The sequence below is a fragment of the Bosea sp. 124 genome (assembly GCF_003046175.1).
In the GTDB taxonomy this organism is placed as follows: Bacteria; Pseudomonadota; Alphaproteobacteria; order Rhizobiales; family Beijerinckiaceae; genus Allobosea.
The window spans coordinates 511,216-529,340 of record NZ_PZZM01000001.1 but is presented as its reverse complement, the minus strand read 5'-3'; the positions used below and the strand labels follow the sequence as shown (position 1 = coordinate 529,340).

The window sequence follows — 18,125 nt, the reverse complement described above, 5'->3', positions numbered from 1 at the left end:
CCGATACGCGCCTCTCCGGTCTACTCCGCCGCGGTCTTGAAGCTCGCCAGATTGTCCAGGCTCTGGATGATGTGTTCGGCCAGCGCATTCGACAAAACCGACGGATCGAAGCGTGTCCGCAGCAATCCGATCTTGCAGGATGGCAGCGTCGCATAGCCCTCCGAGGGCCCGAGAATCCGCATTCCCGGCCTGACCGCGCTTTCCGGCAGCACCGAGACTGCGAGCCCGGCGACGACGGCGGCGCCGACGGCGGTCGAATTCCAACTCGCATAGAGCACGCGGAAGCGCCGGCCCTTGGTTTCCAGCGCATCGACGGCCGCCTGCCGCCAGTTGCAGGTCGGCCGGCCGAGTGCCAGCGGCAGCGGATCTTCCTCATGCACGGCATGGCGCGCCGAGGTCACCCAGAGCAGCGGCTCGATGCGGATGATCTCGCCCTGGCCACGGCTTTCGACATGGGTGATGATCGCGAGGTCGATGTCGCCGGTGGCGATCCGCTCGGCCAGCATCGGTGTCGGCTCGCAGACGACGGTGACCTCGGCGCGCGGGTTGGAGCGCGCGAAACGGGCAAGGATCTCGGGCAGATAGCGGTCGGCATAATCGTCGGGCACGCCGAGCCGGATGCGCCCCTTCAGATCGGCATCGGTGAAGCTCGCGACGCATTCGAGGTTCAGCCTGACGATGCGGCGGGCGTAGTCGAGCAGCCGCTCGCCATCCTCGGTCAGCTTGGCATGGCGCCCGTCGCGGCCGAAGAGCGGCCGGCCGACGCGCTCCTCCAGCCGCTTCATCTGCATCGAAACCGCCGACTGCGTCTTGAAGACGATCTCGGCGGCGCGGGTGAAGGAGCCTGTGTCGGCGATCGCCACGAAGGTCTTGAGCTGGTCGGCGTCGAGCACATGAGCCATCGGAACCCCCGGCAATCGGTCCATCAATATCCGTGTTGTGAAGCATCATAAGCATTCGTTTGGCTTATGACCAGAGCAAAGCTATCCAAACGTCAGTTTCCGGTTCTTGCCAGCGGCGCGTCCAGGCAAGCTCGGGGGATGCCCGTCGCTCTGATCCACAGGAGGCCGTCATGCTGCTCATGACATTCGCAACGAAGTCGCTCTCGTCCGTTTCGGCCGGCGCAACGCGTGCTGCCGCCCTTACGATCACGCCGGTCGTGGCCCTCGTGAAAGCGCTGATTCACCGCCGAGAGGTTCTGCGCCTCGGCGAGCTCGACGAGCGCAGCCTGAAGGATATCGGCCTCGTCCGTTCCGATCTCGACGGTGCGCTCGCCGTGTCGTGGCTGTCCGACCCTTCGGTCGTGCTGGCCGAGCGTTCCAGCGCCCGGTCGGGCGTGGCGGCGACGCGGCGCGAGGCCGGCCTTCAACGGCCGGTGAAGGCAGCGCCGGGCGCCAAGGTGCAGAACTCTGCCGCCGCCCGGCCGGTCTCGACCAAGCCTTTGGCCTTGCAGGCCTGAGGCTGCCAATTCGGTTGCGTGCAGCGCCTGACCCCTTGGGGCTGCACGTTCCTGCGGGCGGAGGCTTCGTGCTTCCGCCCTTTTTTATGCCTGTCGAACGGACTCAGCGCCCCTTCTGTCCGCCAAACATCGTGTCGAAGATCGATTTCAGCGCGTCCTGATGGCTGTCTTGCACCTTGCGGCCATGCTCGAACATCTGGTTCAGCGCATCGAGCCCGATCGAGCCCGGGCCCGTCCCTGACGAGGCCGGTGCCTCCTCGGGTTCCGGCTCGGGCTCCGGGGCACGGCGCGGGGAGGGCGCCGCGCGCGGTTGCGGCTCGGCCTGGGGCGGCTGCCCGCCGCCCAGCATCCCGGTCAGGATCTGCCCGAGCATGCCGCCCATCTGGTCCATGCCCATCTGCCCGCCCGGCATCTGGCCGCCGCCGAAGGGGCCGCCACCCTGTGTCTGGCCGCCGGTCGGCGCCTGGCCGTTGCCGAACAGGCCGCCGAGGATCGCCTCGAGCGGATTGGCTGGGGCCGCCTGCTGCTGTGGCGGCGGGGCCGGCTGCATGCCCGGCATCTGGCCGCGCATCATCTCGGAGAACTGGCCGAGGATGCCGCCCATGCCCTGGCTGTTCGCCGATTTGAACAGCCCGCCCATGACCATCGAGGCGATCACCGGCAGCATCTGCTTCAGCACCGCCTGGCCCACGCCGCTCGTCGCCGCCGCCTGCGCGGCGACCGCGTTGCTGACCTCCTTCGAGCCGAAGAGTTGGCTGAGCACGTCATTGCCCGCGGCCCTGGCATTGTCCGGGATGCCGTCGCCATTGGCGTCGAAGATCCGGCCGAAGGGCTGCGCCGTCATCATCTGGGCGAGCGAACCGAAGGCATAGGGGTCGTTCGTCTGGCGCTGCAGGCCCATCGAGAAGGCGGGCAGCAGCGCCTCGATCGCGGCCTGCGTCTGCTGCTGGCTGAGGCCATATTGCCGGGAGAGGTTCTGCATCGCCTGGCCGTTCTGGGCCTGCTGCATCATCTCGAAGAGGTTCATCATGGCGTGCCTCCGGCTGCTGCGCGGTCTCCCGCCGCCTGAACCCGGACGATAGCAGCGTCGGGGGGCGAGGCAAGCCGCGTATCCGGAGGGTGTCAGGCGCCGGGCCGGGCCTCCCGCTCCAGCCGGGCGATGCCGCGATAGGCGAAGACCAGCGCGAGGATGCCGAATGCGACGGCGCCGAGCGACGAGCCGACCAGCGCCCCCTTCGGTCCGGCATAGTGCGCGCCGAGCCAGGCGAGCGGCATCGTGCCCAGCGTGGCCCGGCCCCAGCTGAAGATCGTCGACAGGAACGGCATGCCGAGATTGTTGAAGGCGGCATTGGCGACGAAGAGCAGCCCGACGAAGAGCCACATCGGCCCAGCGATCAGGCAGAAGAACATCACCAGCTCCGCCGTCAGTCCCGTCGCGCCGAAGGCGGCCGCGATATGCCCGCGCAGCAGCGTCAGCACGAGCCAGGAGACCACGACGCAGCCGATCCCGAACACGGCCGAGGCCGTCAGCCCGGCGCGCATCCGGTCGAACCGGCCGGCGCCCCAGTTCTGCGCCAGGATAGGCCCGACTGCGCCCGTCAGCGCAAACAGCACGCCGAAGGCGACCGGCACCAGCCGGTCCATGATCGCGAGCGCCGCGACCGCCCCGTCGCCGAAGCGCGCAAAGATACTGGCGAAAACGGCATTGGCGATTGGGTTCGAGAGATTGGTCAGGATCGCCGGGCCGGCGATGGCGAAGGTCCGTCCGCCGTCTGCGCGCAGCCCGGCGGGGCTCGGTCGCGCCACGATGTCGTGGATGCGGACCGCGCCATGGACGCCGGTCGCGACGATGATGACGCGCGACAGGACGATCGCCCAGGCGGCGCCGTCCGGTCCGAGGCCGAACCAGAAGATGAAGAGCGGATCGAGGCCGGCCGTCGCCAGCCCGCCGCCGAGCGTCACGAACATGGCGCGGCGCGCATCGCCGACAGCGCGCAGCACGCCCGAAAGCCCCATTCCAAGCGCCATCAGGACGTTTGACGGCAGGACGATCCAGAGGAAGGACAGCGCGACCCGGTGCGCTTCGCCCTGCGCGCCGAGCAGGCGTAGCAGTCCCGGCAGGCAGGGCAGGGCGACCGCCGTCAGAGCCAGCGCCGCGAGTGCCATCAGTGTCAGGGTCGATCCGGCGAGCCGCCTCGCACCGGCGCGGTCGCCGGCCCCCAGGGCGCGCGAGGTCAGCGCCGTCACCGCGATCATCAGCCCGATATTGATCGAGATCATCAGGTAGAGAACGATGGTCGCGAAGCCGACACCGGCCGTGGCTTCCGGCCTGCCGAGCCAGGACACGTAGAGCAGCGACAGGAGATCGACGACGAAGATCGCCATCAGGCCGATCGCGCCCGTTCCCGTCATCACCGCGACATGGCGCATCAGCGAGCCGCTGACGAAGATCGCGGACTTCGATCCGGCTGCCATGCTCAAGCGGGGCTCCCGTCGCTCGTCGAGGCGCCGCCGTAGATCGGCAACTGTAGCGGCAGGCGCAGGAGGAAGGCGTGGGCCATGGCGGTTCACCGGATCGATCGAGGGGTGGCAGGGCGCGCTGCCGACCGGCGCCCTGTCTAGGATGGCACGGCCGATCAGGCGAGAGGCAACCCGCGCGTCCCCTGCCCGGCGTCCCCGCGCCTCGCCATGCCGGTATGGCAGGTCGGCACCGCCGTTTCTTGACATCGCCCGCGCCACGCCGAAAGAAGGCGCTCGACCATCGGAGCCCCGCGAGACGCGTGACCAAGCCGCCGCTCGACATTCTGCTTTGTGCGCCGCGCGGCTTCTGCGCCGGTGTCGTGCGTGCCATCGACGCGGTCGAGAAGGCGCTCACGCTGCATGGCGCGCCAGTCTATGTCCGCCATGAGATCGTCCACAACAAATACGTCGTCGAATCGCTCAAGCGAAAGGGCGCGGTTTTCGTTTCCGAGTTGTCGCAGGTTCCCGATGCGACCAGGCCGGTGATCTTCTCCGCCCATGGCGTGCCGAAATCCGTTCCGGCCGAGGCGGACCAGCGCCATCTCTTCGCCATCGACGCGACCTGCCCGCTGGTGACCAAGGTCCATCGCGAGGCCGAGGTGCATTACAAGCGCGGCCGTCACATCCTCCTCGTCGGCCATGCCGGCCACCCGGAGGTGATCGGCACCATGGGGCAGTTGCCGCCGGGTGCGATCACGCTGATCGAGACGCTGGACGATGTCGCCGTGCTCGCTCCGCCCGCGGGCGTGCCGCTCGCTTTCGTCACGCAGACGACGCTCTCGGTCGACGATACGCGCGGCATCGTCGAGGCTTTGCAGCAGCGCTTCCCGGAGCTGATCGCCCCCCACAAGGAGGACATCTGCTACGCCACGACGAACCGCCAGGAAGCGGTGAAGCGCGTCGCGCCGCAGGTCGAGGCGCTGATCGTCGTTGGCTCGCCGAACTCCTCGAATTCGCAGCGCCTGCGCGAGGTCGCCGAGCGCGCCGGCTGCCCGGTGGCGCGGCTCGTGCTGCGCACCGACGAGATCGACTGGTCGGTCTTCGGCGCCATCCGCAGCCTCGGCATCACCGCTGGCGCCAGCGCGCCCGAGGTGCTGGTCGAGGAGATCATCGACGCCTTCGCCGAGCGCTATGAGGTCCGTGTCGAGACGGTCTCGACCGCCGACGAGAATGTCTTCTTCCCGCTGCCGCGCGAATTGCGCGACGCGCCCGCAGCGGCCGAGTGAGCGAGAACATCCTTGGCCGTCTACACCGAAGTTCCCGATGACGAGATGGCGGCATTCGTCGCTCGCTATGGCATCGGCGATCTGCTGTCCGCCAAGGGCATCGCCGAAGGCGTCGAGAACTCGAATTTCCTGCTGCACACCTCGCAGGGCTTCTTCATCCTGACGCTCTACGAGAAGCGGGTGAATCCCGACGATCTGCCCTTCTTCCTCGGGCTGATGCAACATCTGGCGGCGCGCGGGCTGATCTGCCCCCAGCCGGTCAGGGACAGCCGCGGCGAGATGCTCGGTCGGCTCGCCGGGCGTCCGGCAGCGATCGTCACCTTCCTCGACGGGCTGTCGGTGCGCCGCCCGACCGCGACTCATTGCCAGGAACTCGGGCGCGGCCTCGCTTTGCTGCATCAGGCCGGCGCCGATTTCGGGATGGAGCGCGCCAATGCGCTCTCGGTGCCGGGCTGGCGCCCGCTGGCGGAGCAGGCGGGTGCTGCGGCCGATACGGTCTCGGCCGGGCTGGCGGGCCGGGTCGCAGCCGAGATCGCCGTGCATGAGGCTGGCTGGCCGGACGGGCTGCCGCGCGGCGTCATCCATGCCGATCTCTTTCCCAACAACGTCTTCTTCCTCAAGAGCCGGCTGTCGGGGCTGATCGACTTCTATTTCGCCTGCACCGATGCCTTCGCCTACGACCTCGCCATCTGCCTGAATTCCTGGTGCTTCGAGGCGGACGCCTCCTTCAACCTGACCAAGGGCCAGGCCATGCTCGCCGGCTATGAGAGCGTGCGCCGGCTGACGGCACCGGAGGTCGAGGCCCTGCCGCAGCTTTGCCGCGGTTCGGCGCTGCGCTTCCTGCTGACGCGGCTCGTCGACTGGCTGAATGTGCCGCCGGGCGCTCTGGTCAAACCGCATGACCCGCTCGAATACGACCGCAAGCTCGCCTTCCACCAGCGCGTCGCCGACGCACGCGATTACGGGCTGAGGCGATGATCCCGTCTTTCGATCCGGGCAGGCCGGCTCCCCTCCCCCTCGTGGGGAGGGGTTGGGGGTGGGGGGCGTGCGACTGGATGCGTGCTGGCGCAGTTGGACACGCTGGCAACGGCGCCGCAGGCGAAACGTTTTGCGATAGCGTTTCGGCTTTCCGCCCCCCACCCCCAGCCCCTCCCCACGAGGGGGAGGGGAGGAGCCTGCCATGAGCGACACCGTCGAAGTCTGGACGGACGGGGCCTGCTCGGGCAATCCCGGCCCCGGCGCGCTTGGGGCTTGCCCCATTCGCACATCTTTTTGTCGCCGGGGCCAGCCATGAGCGACACCGTCGAAGTCTGGACGGACGGAGCCTGCTCGGGCAATCCCGGCCCCGGTGGCTGGGCCGCGATCCTGTCCTTCAAGGGCAAGCAGAAGGAGCTCTGCGGCGGCGAGGCGATGACCACCAACAACCGCATGGAGTTGATGGGCGCGATCGCGGCGCTGGAGACGCTGACGCGCCCCTGCACCGTCGCGCTCCACACCGACAGCCAGTATCTGCGTCAGGGCATCACCGCCTGGATCCATGGCTGGAAGAAGAACGGCTGGAAGACCGCCGACCGGAAACCGGTGAAGAACGAGGAGCTCTGGAAGCGCCTCGACGCAGCCCTCGGCAAGCACAAGATCGAGTGGAAATGGGTCAAGGGCCATGCCGGCGACGAGATGAACGAGCGCGCCGACGCGCTGGCGCGCGCGGGGATGGCACCGTTCAAGCCGGGGCGCTGAGCCGCGCCGAGCCTTCAGGCGAATTCGAACAGCGAGCAAAAGGCCATGACAGGCATCCCGACGACGCATCGCCTCCTGCAGGACATCTGGGCCGCGCTGGACGGCGACGCCGCGCTGCTCGACGGCCTGACCTTCACGGGCACGCACAGCTACCCTTGCGCCTTCGGCGTCGACGACCTCATGGCCGCGAGCGTGGCTGCAGCCGCGCTGGCCGGTGCCGACTATCTCGGCTCTTCCGGTCGCGCCGTGACGGTCGATCGCCGGCTCGTCTCGCTCTGGTTCGGCTGGTCGTTCAGCCCGCAAGGCTGGACGGCCCCGCCTTCGTCGGATCCGGTCACGGGTGATTACGAGGCGGCCGATGGCTGGATCCGCCTGCACACCAATGCGCGGCATCATCTCGCGGCGGCCCTGACGGTGCTGGGTGCGCCTCCCGACCGCACTTCCGTGGCCACCGCCGTGCGCCGCTGGGTTGCGGACGATCTGGAGGCCGCGATCGTCGCCGCGGGCGGTGCCGCCGCGACGATGCGCCCGATGGCAGCCTGGGCAGCCCATCCGCAGGGGCAGGCCGTCGCTGCGGAGCCGCTGGTCTGGTTCGAGCGCACCGCAGCGGAACCCGGCCCGGGCCCGGTCGATCCGACGCGTCCGCTCGCCGGCCTGCGCGTGCTGGATCTGACACGCGTCTTCGCCGGCCCCGTCTGCACGCGCTTCCTTGCGGGGCTTGGGGCCGATGTCCTGCGCATCGACCCGCCGGGATGGGACGAGCCCGGCAACGAGCCCGAGATGACCCTCGGCAAACGCTGTGCCCGTCTGGACGCGCGCAGCGCCGAGGGCCGCGCGCAACTGGCCGGCCTGCTCGCGCGGGCGGATGTGCTCGTTCACGGCTATCGCCGCGCTGCCCTCGACAGCATCGGCTTCGGCGCCGCCGAACGCGCCCGCATCCGGCCGGGCCTGATCGACGTCTCGCTCGATGCCTATGGCTGGACGGGGCCGTGGGCGGGACGGCGCGGCTTCGACAGCCTGGTGCAGATGAGCAGCGGCATCGCCGAGGAGGGCATGCGCCGCTTCGGCACCCCGGGCCCGAAGCCGTTGCCCGTCCAGGCGCTCGACCACGCCGCCGGCTACATCATGGCCGCCGCGGTGCTGCGCGGCCTCGCCGAGCGTCGGGCCGGACATGGCTGGCGCGCCCGCACCTCGCTCGCCCGGGTCGCGGCCCTGCTGGCGACCACGCGCGGGGAGGGCGACCTGCATGGCGCCTCACCCGGGGCGCAGGCCGAGGATCAGGCTCCGATGCCGGAAACGACGGTCTGGGGCCCCCTGCGTCGCCTCCGCTCGCCGGTCGCTATCGCTGGCCTGCCCCTGCAATGGGGCCTCCCGGCATGTCCGCTCGGCAGCGCTCCGGCGCAGTGGTAGCGCATCGGCCCGAAAGGCGGGCCGCGGTTTTCGGGAAAAGCCGATGCAAGCTGTAGCGTTTCAGCCGAGCGGCTGGCGATAGACGATGAAGCCGGACTTGTCCGCGACCTTGTCATAAAGCACCTGCGCCTGGACGTTGCTCTCATGCGTCTGCCAGTAGACGCGAAAGTAGCCCTTCGTCTGCGCCATCTGCTTCACCGCCTCGATCAGCGCGCGCCCCGCCCCGGTGCCGCGTGCGTCCGGCGTCGTGAACAGGTCCTGCAGATAGCAGATGTCGCGGATGTTCCAGGTCGAGCGGTGGATCACCCAGTGCACGATGCCGAGCAGCCTGCCGTCGCGCTCGGCGACAAAGCCGCCCATCGGCTCGGCTCCGCCGGTCAGCCGTGCGAAGGTCGAATCGCTGATGTCGGGCGTGAGCGAGGCTTTGTAGAAAGTCAGATAGCCCTGCCAGAGCGGCTCCCACTGGGAGCGGTCCGAGGTGGCGAGCGGGCGGATGGTGATGTCGGTCATGGCAGGCTCCGGCGGAAGCACCGAACCTAACGCCGACGATGCCAGCTGTCTCATGACAAGGCGATATCGCATCGATCAGCCGTCGCGACCCGTGCCCGGGCGCGGTGACTTGTCGCCTTGAGCGCCAAATGCCAGAAATTCGCTGCACGCCGGGCGAACCGATGCAGCGCTGCCAAAGGACCACGATGATGCGACACGTCGGGCCGATCTTGCTGTCGATTGCAATGGCCACGCTTCTGTCAGCCTGCCAGAGTTCCCAATCGCGGCAGGAGCAGCTAGCCACGCTCTGTGCCGATCCGCTTACGCAGGATCCCACATCGACTTATTGGGCGGAGTGCCAGGCCATCGCTCCGTCAAGCAGTCAGCAATTGCAGCGGAACTACCTGACGGGCGCGCCGGGTATTTGATCCGGTAGCGAGCTAGCCGCGCGCATCGCACGGCCTCGAACCCTGCGCCGGCCTCGTCGGTCGACGCAGGGTTTGCGCATGGGGGGCTCAGAGCTGCGCGAGCAGCGCCTCGGCGCCGGAGATCTCCGCCTTGCCCGGGCCTTCCTCGACATTGAGCGAGGTTACGACGCCGTCATCGACGATCATCGAATAGCGCTGCGAGCGGGTGCCCAGCCCGAAGCCCGAACCGTCGAGCGAGAGGCCGATCTCTTTGGCGAAATCGGCGTTGCCGTCCGACAGGAACTCGATCACGCCGGCGCCGCCGGTTGCCTTCGACCAGGCGTCCATGACGAAGACGTCGTTGGTGCTCGTCACCATGATCGCGTCGACGCCCTTGGCCTTGATCTCGGCCGCCTTGCCGAGATAGCCCGGCAGATGGTTCTTGTGGCAGGTCGGCGTGAAGGCGCCGGGAACGGCGAAGAGCACGATCTTCTTGCCTTTGAACAGGTCGTCGGTGGTCTTGGCGGCCGGTCCGTCGGCCGTCATGACGCGGAACGTCGCCTGCGGAAGCTTGTCACCCACCTTGATGGTCATTGCGCCTGTACTCCGTGAAGCCTGCGGCAGCTTGCCGCGAGGCTCACGAATTAGGGCTTGGCGGCGGGGATGTCGAGTTCGAGACGCGTCTCGATCGCCGATGGCTTGCCGCGCACGGTGATGATGAAGGGCACTGGCCCGGCCGCGCCCTTGGGCTGCTCGATGATCCGCATCAGCGCGACGGTCGTACCGTCTGCCTGCCGGCTCAGCGTCGGCTTTCCGAAGGACCACATGCCGGCACCCTCGATGAAGACGTCCTCGACGGTGCCGTCCGGCGGTGCCTGCAGCACGAGACGCAGGCCCGGATCGATCGCGCCCTCGTCCAGCTTTGCCTCCAGAACCGAGAGCTTCCCCTTGTGCGGGCCGAGCTTCACGGGAACCGGCACGCGCGCCTCGAAGCTCTCGAGCCGCGGCGAGGTGACCGCGGTCACGCCCGGCTCCAGCCAGAGCCGCGCCTCGCCCTTCACCGGAATGCAGATCTTCTCGCAGACCGCATAGTCGAGCTTCAGGACCAGCATCACCGGCTTGTTGGGATCCACCGGCTGCACCGAGACAGGGATCACGACCTCGCCGACATAGCCGATCGAGTAACCGTTTCCGTCCTTGAAGCGCTCGGGCGCCGGCCAGCGCACGTCGAGCCCGCCGATATTGGTCGATCCGCTCCAGTCGAAGATCGGCGGCACGCCGAAATCGCCGGGGCTGCGCCAATAGGTCTTGTATCCCGGTGCCATCACGATCTCGACACCGACGCGCTGCTTGCCGGACGGGGCGGTCGCGCCGGCGATCAGGCGCAGCGCCGCGTGATCGGTCTTCGCCCAGGGCGACATCGCAGCCTCCTGCGCGCTCGCGGGGGCGGTCAGCACCGCGGCGACGAACGCCAGAAGGGAAAGAATGCGTTTCACGCTCGATATTTATGCGCTGCGGTTGGAAATTGCGACCAAAACCATCGAGCCTCGCCGAACAATCGCGTGATGGGGCTGACGGTCGTCAGGTTGGCGCCGCATTGCGGCACAATCGCGGTCGCGGATTTTCCGACGTCGCACCCGGTTCCCAGCGCGGGTAAAAGTGATCTAGCATGCACGAATGAAGATCGGCTCAAATCAGCGTGTCAGCGGTCGCAGCTATCTCGACGGGCAGTGCCTGATCGCGATGCCCGGCATGGCCGACACGCGCTTCAGCCGCAGCGTGGTCTATGTCTGCGCCCATTCCGAGGATGGGGCGATGGGCATCATCGTTAACAAGCCGGCGGCCGACACCCGCTTTCCCGATCTTCTGGTCCAGCTCGACGTGATTCCCTCCGAGGAGCTGATCCGCCTGCCGAGCCAGGCCGAGCGTCTGCAGGTGCTGCGCGGCGGTCCGGTCGAGACCAAGCGCGGCTTCGTGCTGCACTCGGCCGATTTCTTCCTCGAATCGGCGACGCTGCCGATCGATGACGGCATCTGCCTGACAGCGACGCTCGACATCCTGCGCGCCATCGCCATCGGCAGCGGGCCGGAGAACGCGGTGCTGGCGCTGGGCTATGCCGGCTGGGGCGCGGGCCAGCTCGAAGCGGAGATCCAGTCGAATGGCTGGCTGCATTGCGCCGCCGACCCCGCGCTGCTCTTCGACGACGGCATCGAGACGAAATACAACCGCGCGCTCGGCAAGATCGGCATCGATCCGGCATTCCTGTCGAGCGAGGCCGGGCACGCTTAGCCCTCTCCTCGAGGGGAGAAGGGTTTATGCCGCTTCGCTGGAGCTCGCCGCCGCGGCGCCCATCAGCCTCCGCGCCTCGGCGGCGCTCATCGGCTGGCCAAAGATGTAGCCCTGCGCGTACTGGCAGCCGAGTTGGTAGAGTTCGATCGCATCGGACTCGCTCTCTGCGCCTTCCGCGACCACGTCCATGCGCAGATCGGCCGCGAGCTGGACGATCGAGCGCAGGATCACCGGCGGCTTGCCGTTGCCCATCTGGCGCACGAAGCTCTGGTCGACCTTGATCGTGTCGAAGGGGAAGCGCTGCAGATAGGACAGCGAGGAATAGCCCGTGCCGAAATCGTCGAGCGAGAGGCCGGCACCGAGATCGCGGATGCGCGACAGCATCTGCGCGGCATATTCCGGGTTCTCCATCACCAGGCTCTCGGTGATCTCGAGCTTCAGCGTGCCGGGCAGGATGCGCCGGCGCGCCAGCACGGTCTTCACGTCATGCAGCAGGTCGTGGCGTAGCAACTGCCGGCTGGAGACGTTGACGCTGGCGAAGATCGGCGGATCGACATCCAGCGCGGCCTGCCAGGCTTCGAGCTCGCGCGCGGTGCGGTCCATCACATAGACGCCGAGATCGACGATCAGTCCGGTTTCCTCGGCGATGGCGAGGAAATCCTGCGGCATCAGCCGGCCTTCGCGCGGATGGTCCCAGCGCACCAGCGCCTCGAAGCCGGCGATGGTGCGGTCCTCCAGCCGGACGATCGGCTGGTACATCACCTGGATTTCGCCGCGCTCGATGGCGCGCCGGAGGTCGCTTTCCAGGGCGAGGCGGTCGTTGCGGTCGGTCCGCATCGCCGGCACGAAGACCTCGATCTTGTTGCCGCCCTGGCGCTTGGCATGGGCCATGGCGAGTTCGGCGTTCTTGAGGGCGTCGTCCTTGCGCGCGGCGGGCGCCGGATCGAACAGAGCGAGCCCGACCGAGGGCGTCAGCAGGATCTCGCGCTCGGCGAAGGTGATCGGCGTCGAGACGGCGCGGCGCACCAGTTCGGCCAGCGCCAGGATGCGCTCGGGGTCGCGCTCCGAGACCAGGATCATCGCGAAGGTGTCGCCGCCGATGCGCGCCAGCGTGTCCTGCGCCCGCAAGAGCCGGCCGAGCCGGCGCGCCAGCGTCAGCAGGATCGAATCGCCGGCCGAGAAGCCGACCGATTCATTGACCTGCTTGAAGCGGTCGATGTCGATCACCAGCACGGTCGGACGGATGGTCTCGTCGGCGCGGGTGAAGCCGAACACGGCCGCAAGTCTGTCTTGGAACAGCTTGCGGTTTGGCAGCCCGGTCAGGTTGTCGTGGACGGCATCGTGCAGCATGCGCTCCTGCGCGGTGCGCTGCTCGGTGACGTCGGCGAGCGTGCCGATGACGCGGATGACCTCGCCGTCGGAGCCGATCACCGGCCGCGCCTTGAGGTTGAACCAGTGATAGTTGCCCCCTGCCGCGCGCAGGCGCAGGTCGAGGTTGAGCTTGCCGCGGCGCTGCTCCAGCACGGCATCGAGAGAGACGCGGTAGCGGTCGCGGTCGGCGACATGCATGTGCTCGAACCAGCGTGCGGCCGAGCCCTCGAGCGCGCCGCGCGACAGGCCGAGCAGGGTCTCGATCTGCGGCGAGACGAAGATCCGGTCGGCGCTGACGTCCCAGTCGAAGACGAGGTCGCCCGATCCAGACAGCGCCAGCGCCCGTCGCTCCGTGTCGGAGACCAGGCCCTGCGACAGGCCGCTGCCGGCGAAGGCATGCTGGATCACGGTGAAGCCGATCAGCAGCACGATCAGGACGAGGCCGCCCAGCAGGGCCGGCGCCACGAGATCGCGCTGGAACTGCCCCGTCACGGTGAAGCCCGCCGCTGTCACCCAGACCGCCAGCAGGAACCAGGTCGGGATCAGCATCACCGCGCGCTCGTAGCCATGCGTCGCCAGATGCAGGATCAGCACGAAGCCGACCGCCGCGACGGCCGCGATCGAGATGCGCGCGATGCCGGACGCCATCGGCGCGTCGAATACCGCAAGCCCGACGAGCGCCGCCAGGCCGAGCATCCAGACGATGGTGACGTGGCTGTAGCGCACATGCCAGCGCGCCAGATTGAGATAGGCGAACAGGAAAACGAGCAGCGTTGCCGCCAGCACGACCTCGGCGCCCGCTCGATATATTCGCTCGATCGCCGGCGTCAGCGGGAAGATGCGCTGGAAGAAGCCGAAATCGAGACCAGCATAGGCCAGCACCGCCCAGGCGAGCGCTGCCGCGGCCGGAAAGATCACCGCGCCCTTGACCACGAAGATGATCGTCAGGAACAGCGCGAGCAGCCCGGCGATGCCGATGATGATGCCTTTGTAGAGCGTCAGCCCGTTGGTCTTCTGGCGATAGGCCTCCTGCTCGTAGAGATAGAGCTGCGGCAGATTGGGCGATTTCAGCTCGGCGACGAAGGTCACCGTGGTGCCGGGGTCGAGCGTGATCAGGAAGACGTCGGCGTCCGGGCTCGCCTCGCGCTCCGGGGAGAGGCCCTGGCTTGCGGTCACGGCCTCGATGCGGCTGTCGCCGAGATCGGGCCAGATCACGCCCGAGCCGATCAGCCGGTGGAAGGGCGCGACCAGCAGCCGGTCGATCTGCTCATCGGAATCGTTGGTCAGCGCGAACACGATCCAGTCCGGCCGCGCGCCGGATTCGCGCGCACGCACCGCGATGCGGCGCACGATGCCGTCGGGGCCCGGCGCGGTCGAGATCTGGATGACGTCGCCGTCGGACCTGTTGCGCTCGACGACGTTGGTGAGGTCGAGCACGGTCGCATCCACCGGCACGCGCACCGCCTCGACCGCTGCGGCAGGTTCGGCCGCTGCGAGCACGAGCCAGAGCGCGAGCCCGGCAATGGCGAGGCCGAACCGGAGAAGTCGGTCGGGGAGGGTCAAGCGGCGCTCGAATCTGGGGCTGGAAAAGTTCATGCGGTATCGGGCGACAGTCCTATCGGCGGCTCGTGGCGAGGGCAAGGCACCCGGCGCCCCGCAGGGGCGCGATGCACCGTCTCCGCTCACGGAGCCTCGCCCGGCAGCCTGTCGCTCGCGAGCGCCCCGTAGAGCAGGTGGTCGGCCCAGCTTCCGTTGATCCTGAGATAGGCCCGTGCCATGCCCTCCTTATGGAAGCCGACGCGTTCGAGCAGGCGGCGGGAGGGCTCGTTGTTGGGCAGGCAGGCGGCCTCGACGCGGTGCAGCGCCAGATCCTGGAAGGCGAAGCGCAGCGCGCCGCGCACGGCCTCCGTCATATAGCCCTTGCCGGAATGGCGCTGGCCCATCCAGTAGCCCAGCGTGCAGGCCTGCGCGACGCCCCGCCGGACGAGCCCGAGCGTCAGCCCGCCAAGCAGCGCCTCGGAACGCCCGTCGACGATGAACAGCGAATAGGCCTCGTCGGCAGCGATCTCGCGCGCGGCCCGCTTGACCCTCAGGCGGAACGAGGTTCGCGTGAGGTCGTCCTCGTTCCAGGTCGGCTCCCAAGGCGTCAGGAACTCGCGGCTCTCCATCCGCAGCACGGCCCAGGCGGCGTAATCGCTCGCCTGCGGCGCTCGCAGGATCAGCTTCTGTGTCCGTAGCAGGGGGCGCGTCGGCGGCTCTGTCGAGAAGCGGAAGAGCGCCATGGCCTCAATCCGCTGCCCGGGCCGCGTGCCGCAGCCGTTTGGCCGGAGGCAAGCCCTGAAGCGGCCCGACGGCTGCGACCGTGGGCTGGTGGCCGAGCAGCGATCGCCCGGCCGCCCGCACATCCGCGAGCGTCACCGCATCCAGCCGCGCGGCGAGTTCCTCGCGGGGGATCGCGCGCCCGAACAGCAGGACCTGCCGCGCCATCTGTTCGAGCTTGCCGCCGGGGCTTTCCAGAGAGGCCAGGAGTCCGACCTTCATCTGGGCCCGCGCCCGCGCGACCTCGGCTTCGGTCGTGTCCTCCGCCGCCTGCCGCAGGCAGCCAAGCGCGACCTCGATCAGCTCCCCGACATCCTCCGGCGCCGTGCCGGCCCCGATGCCGAACACGCCGCAATCGGAGAAGGGCCAATGGAAGGCGTCGATCGCATAGGCAAGCCCGCGCCGCTCGCGCACCTCCTGGAACAGTCGTGACGACAACCCGCCGCCGAGCACCGAGGAGAAGATCTGCAGCGGATAATGCGCGCCGTCCTTGAAGGCCTGTCCCGGGAAGCCGAGGACGAGATGCACCTGCTCCTCGTCGCTGCCGATCCGGGCCTCGCCGCCGAGATAGTGGCCATCCTCGCGCGCCGGCGGGGTCGCCGGGCTTTTCGGCAATGCGGCGAGATGCGTCTCGGCCAGCTTGACGAGCTCGTCATGGTCGACGGCGCCGGACGCCGCGAGCACCATGTTGCCGGCGTGGTAGTTGCGGGCGAGATAGGCGCGGATGGCGTCGGGCGTGAAGCCCTTGACCGTTTTCGCCGTGCCGAGGATCGGGCGGCCGAGCGGCTGGTCCGGGAAAGCCGCTTGCAGGAAGCGGTCATAGACGAGATCGTCCGGCGTATCCTGGACGGCCCCGATTTCCTGCAGGATCACGCCCTTCTCGCGCTTCAACTCCTCCTCGGTGAGGGATGACGCGGTCAGGATGTCGGCGAGGATGTCGACGGCGAGCGGCAGGTCCGAGCCGAGCACGCGGGCGGTGTAGCAGGTATATTCGACGCTGGTCGCGGCATTGAGATCGCCGCCGACGCTCTCGATCTCCTCGGCGATCTGGAGCGCGTTGCGCCGCGCCGTGCCCTTGAAGGCCATGTGTTCGAGCAGATGGGCGAGGCCGTGCTCATGGGGCAGTTCGTCGCGCGAGCCCGAGCCGATCCAGATCCCGAGCGAGACCGTCGCCGCATGCTCCATGCGCTGCGAGACGACGCGCAGGCCGGAGGGCAGCGTCGTCAGCCCGACATCGGGGTCATGCGCGCCCTGCCTGCCGGCGGCCGGGACTTCGGCGATCTCGGCCGGTCCCGTCGCGCTCATTCCTGCGCTCTTGCCCTCGCCCTCGCTCTTGCCGTCGCTCATGCCGCCACTCCCCGGACGGCGCGGGCTTTCGCCCGCACGAAGGCCTCGATCGCGCTCTGGTCGTTCGGCAGCAGGGTGAAGCGCTCCCGGCGCTCCATCAAATCGCCGAGATGGGCGGGCAAAGCGGGTGTCACGCTGCTCGCGGCCTTCACCGCCGCGGGGAACTTGGCCGGATGGGCGGTGCCCAGCACGATCATCGGCGTCGACGGATCGCGTGCGAGACCTCCCCGCGCGGCAGCCACACCGACAGCCGTATGCGGATCGAGCAGATAGCCGGCCTCGCGCCAGGTCCGGCCAATTTCAGCTGTGGTCGCGGCTTCGTCGATGCCGACCGCGTCGAACTCGGCTCGAATCGCGGCAAGCGGACCGGGCGCGATCTCGAAACGGCCGGATTGCTGCAGCGACTGCATCAGCCGGCGGACGGCGGCGCCGTCGCGGCCATGCACCTCGAACAGCAGCCGCTCGAAATTCGAGGAGATCTGGATATCCATCGAGGGCGAGGTCGTGGCGTGCACGCCCTTCATCTCATAGGAGCCGCTGGCCAGCGTCCGGGCCAGGATGTCGTTGCTGTTGGTGCCGATCAGCAGGCGCTCGATCGGCAAGCCCATCCGCTTGGCGACGAAGCCGGCGAGCACGTCGCCGAAATTGCCGGTGGGAACGGCGAAGGAGACCTTGCGGCCCGGCGCCCCGAGCGAGACCGCCGAGGTGAAGTAATAGACCACCTGCGCCGCGATCCGGGCCCAGTTGATCGAGTTCACGCCCGACAGCCCGATCTCGTCGCGGAAGGCGTGGTGGTTGAACAGCGCCTTCACCAGGTTCTGGCAGTCGTCGAAGGTGCCTTCGACGGCGATGGCATGAACGTTGTCGGCCTCGACCGTCGTCATCTGCCGGCGTTGCACGTCGGAGACGCGGCCCTGCGGATAGAGGATGAAGACGTCGACGCAGCTCAGCCCCTTGAAGGCGTCGATCGCGGCACCGCCGGTGTCGCCCGAGGTCGCGCCGACGATGGTCGCGCGCTCGCCGCGCAAGCCGAGCACATGGTCCATCAGCCGCCCAAGCAACTGCATCGCCACATCCTTGAAGGCGAGCGTCGGGCCGTGGAACAGCTCCAGCACGAACAGGTTGTCGCCGATCTGGTTGAGCGGGCAGACGGCCGGATGCCGGAAGGTGGCGTAAGCCTCGGCGATCATCGCCGACAGCGCCGTGTCCTCGATGTCGCCATCGGCGAGTGAGCCGATGACCCGCTCTGCGACTTCAGCATAGCTCTGGCCGGAGAAGCCCACGATCTCGTCGGGCGACAGCGTCGGCCAGGCCTTCGGGACATAAAGCCCACCATCACGGGCGAGCCCGGCCAGCAGGGCGTCGGAGAAGGAGAGGGCAGGAGCCTCTCCGCGGGTGGACACATGCAGCACGGCGTCGGGTCTCGGTGGTCTGGGCTTTCGGTGATCGTGCCAGAAGCTATAGGCCGCTCCGCCGGTTTGGGCAAAAGGCACAGCGCGGAAAGCCGTTGGTGCAGCGCACCATCATGAGCGCGCCCTCGTGGCGGGCATC

At 68.5% G+C, this 18,125-nt stretch carries 16 protein-coding genes; 6 read left to right on the top strand and 10 right to left on the bottom strand.

The annotated features are described in order from the left end of the window. Window positions 1–20 precede the first annotated feature (20 nt). Complete coding sequence (locus tag C8D03_RS02530; RefSeq protein ID WP_108044861.1) at window positions 21–902, bottom strand: LysR substrate-binding domain-containing protein; 882 nt, start codon at window positions 900–902, stop codon at window positions 21–23. A 170-nt stretch (window positions 903–1,072) separates the two neighbouring features. Here C8D03_RS02530 and C8D03_RS02525 point away from each other — a divergent pair, with 170 nt between their 5' ends. Beyond that, window positions 1,073–1,459, top strand: a complete 387-nt coding sequence (locus C8D03_RS02525) for a YjiS-like domain-containing protein (RefSeq protein WP_108044860.1) — start codon at window positions 1,073–1,075, stop codon at window positions 1,457–1,459. A 103-nt stretch (window positions 1,460–1,562) separates the two neighbouring features. Here the strand turns inward: C8D03_RS02525 and C8D03_RS02520 are convergent, their stop codons facing one another. Then, window positions 1,563–2,489 (bottom strand): DUF937 domain-containing protein, encoded by a 927-nt coding sequence (locus tag C8D03_RS02520; RefSeq protein WP_108044859.1) that lies wholly within the window; start codon window positions 2,487–2,489, stop codon window positions 1,563–1,565. Window positions 2,490–2,581: 92 nt separating this feature from the next. After that, window positions 2,582–3,934 (bottom strand): MATE family efflux transporter, encoded by a 1,353-nt coding sequence (locus tag C8D03_RS02515; RefSeq protein WP_248308322.1) that lies wholly within the window; start codon window positions 3,932–3,934, stop codon window positions 2,582–2,584. 305 nt (window positions 3,935–4,239) lie between these two features. Here C8D03_RS02515 and ispH point away from each other — a divergent pair, with 305 nt between their 5' ends. From ispH to C8D03_RS02495, 4 genes are all read left to right on the top strand, one after another. Next, entirely contained in the window at window positions 4,240–5,205 is a 966-nt protein-coding gene (ispH, locus tag C8D03_RS02510) for a 4-hydroxy-3-methylbut-2-enyl diphosphate reductase (protein WP_248308321.1), read from the top strand. 12 nt (window positions 5,206–5,217) lie between these two features. After that, window positions 5,218–6,183 (top strand): homoserine kinase, encoded by a 966-nt coding sequence (locus C8D03_RS02505; protein WP_108044856.1) that lies wholly within the window; start codon window positions 5,218–5,220, stop codon window positions 6,181–6,183. A 312-nt stretch (window positions 6,184–6,495) separates the two neighbouring features. Further along, the gene (gene rnhA, locus C8D03_RS02500) at window positions 6,496–6,942 is read left to right on the top strand and encodes a ribonuclease HI (RefSeq protein WP_108044855.1); all 447 of its coding nucleotides are present in this window, start codon (window positions 6,496–6,498) and stop codon (window positions 6,940–6,942) included. Between the two features lie 45 nt (window positions 6,943–6,987). Next, on the top strand, window positions 6,988–8,352 hold the full coding sequence (locus C8D03_RS02495; RefSeq protein ID WP_108044854.1) for a CoA transferase: 1,365 nt from the start codon (window positions 6,988–6,990) through the stop codon (window positions 8,350–8,352). A gap of 60 nt (window positions 8,353–8,412) precedes the next feature. Here C8D03_RS02495 and C8D03_RS02490 read toward each other — a convergent pair whose 3' ends face one another. From C8D03_RS02490 to C8D03_RS02475, 3 genes are all read right to left on the bottom strand, one after another. Continuing rightward, window positions 8,413–8,862: a GNAT family N-acetyltransferase gene (locus C8D03_RS02490; RefSeq protein WP_108044853.1), complete on the bottom strand. Its 450-nt coding sequence runs from the start codon at window positions 8,860–8,862 to the stop codon at window positions 8,413–8,415. A gap of 494 nt (window positions 8,863–9,356) precedes the next feature. After that, window positions 9,357–9,842, bottom strand: coding sequence for a peroxiredoxin (locus tag C8D03_RS02480; RefSeq protein ID WP_108044851.1), 486 nt, complete (start codon window positions 9,840–9,842; stop codon window positions 9,357–9,359). 50 nt (window positions 9,843–9,892) lie between these two features. After that, a complete protein-coding gene (locus tag C8D03_RS02475) occupies window positions 9,893–10,744 on the bottom strand; it encodes a protein-disulfide reductase DsbD domain-containing protein (protein ID WP_108044850.1) in 852 nt (283 codons plus the stop codon). Between the two features lie 181 nt (window positions 10,745–10,925). Here C8D03_RS02475 and C8D03_RS02470 point away from each other — a divergent pair, with 181 nt between their 5' ends. Next, window positions 10,926–11,537 (top strand): YqgE/AlgH family protein, encoded by a 612-nt coding sequence (locus tag C8D03_RS02470; protein WP_108044849.1) that lies wholly within the window; start codon window positions 10,926–10,928, stop codon window positions 11,535–11,537. Window positions 11,538–11,561: 24 nt separating this feature from the next. On the opposite strand, the gene C8D03_RS02465 is transcribed toward C8D03_RS02470, so the two are convergent. The 4 genes from C8D03_RS02465 to thrC all read right to left on the bottom strand — a co-directional run bounded on the left by C8D03_RS02465 (window position 11,562) and on the right by thrC (window position 17,986). Next, window positions 11,562–14,504 carry an EAL domain-containing protein gene (locus tag C8D03_RS02465; protein WP_108044848.1) on the bottom strand — a complete coding sequence of 981 codons (2,943 nt, stop codon included), beginning with the start codon at window positions 14,502–14,504 and terminating at the stop codon, window positions 11,562–11,564. A gap of 86 nt (window positions 14,505–14,590) precedes the next feature. After that, entirely contained in the window at window positions 14,591–15,190 is a 600-nt protein-coding gene (locus C8D03_RS02460; protein ID WP_108044847.1) for a GNAT family N-acetyltransferase, read from the bottom strand. Window positions 15,191–15,194: 4 nt separating this feature from the next. Beyond that, window positions 15,195–16,574, bottom strand: coding sequence for a M16 family metallopeptidase (locus C8D03_RS02455; protein WP_248308319.1), 1,380 nt, complete (start codon window positions 16,572–16,574; stop codon window positions 15,195–15,197). Next, window positions 16,571–17,986 carry a threonine synthase gene (gene thrC / locus C8D03_RS02450; RefSeq protein ID WP_108044846.1) on the bottom strand — a complete coding sequence of 472 codons (1,416 nt, stop codon included), beginning with the start codon at window positions 17,984–17,986 and terminating at the stop codon, window positions 16,571–16,573. Before thrC ends, C8D03_RS02455 begins: the two co-directional genes overlap by 4 nt. Window positions 17,987–18,125: the final 139 nt, after the last annotated feature.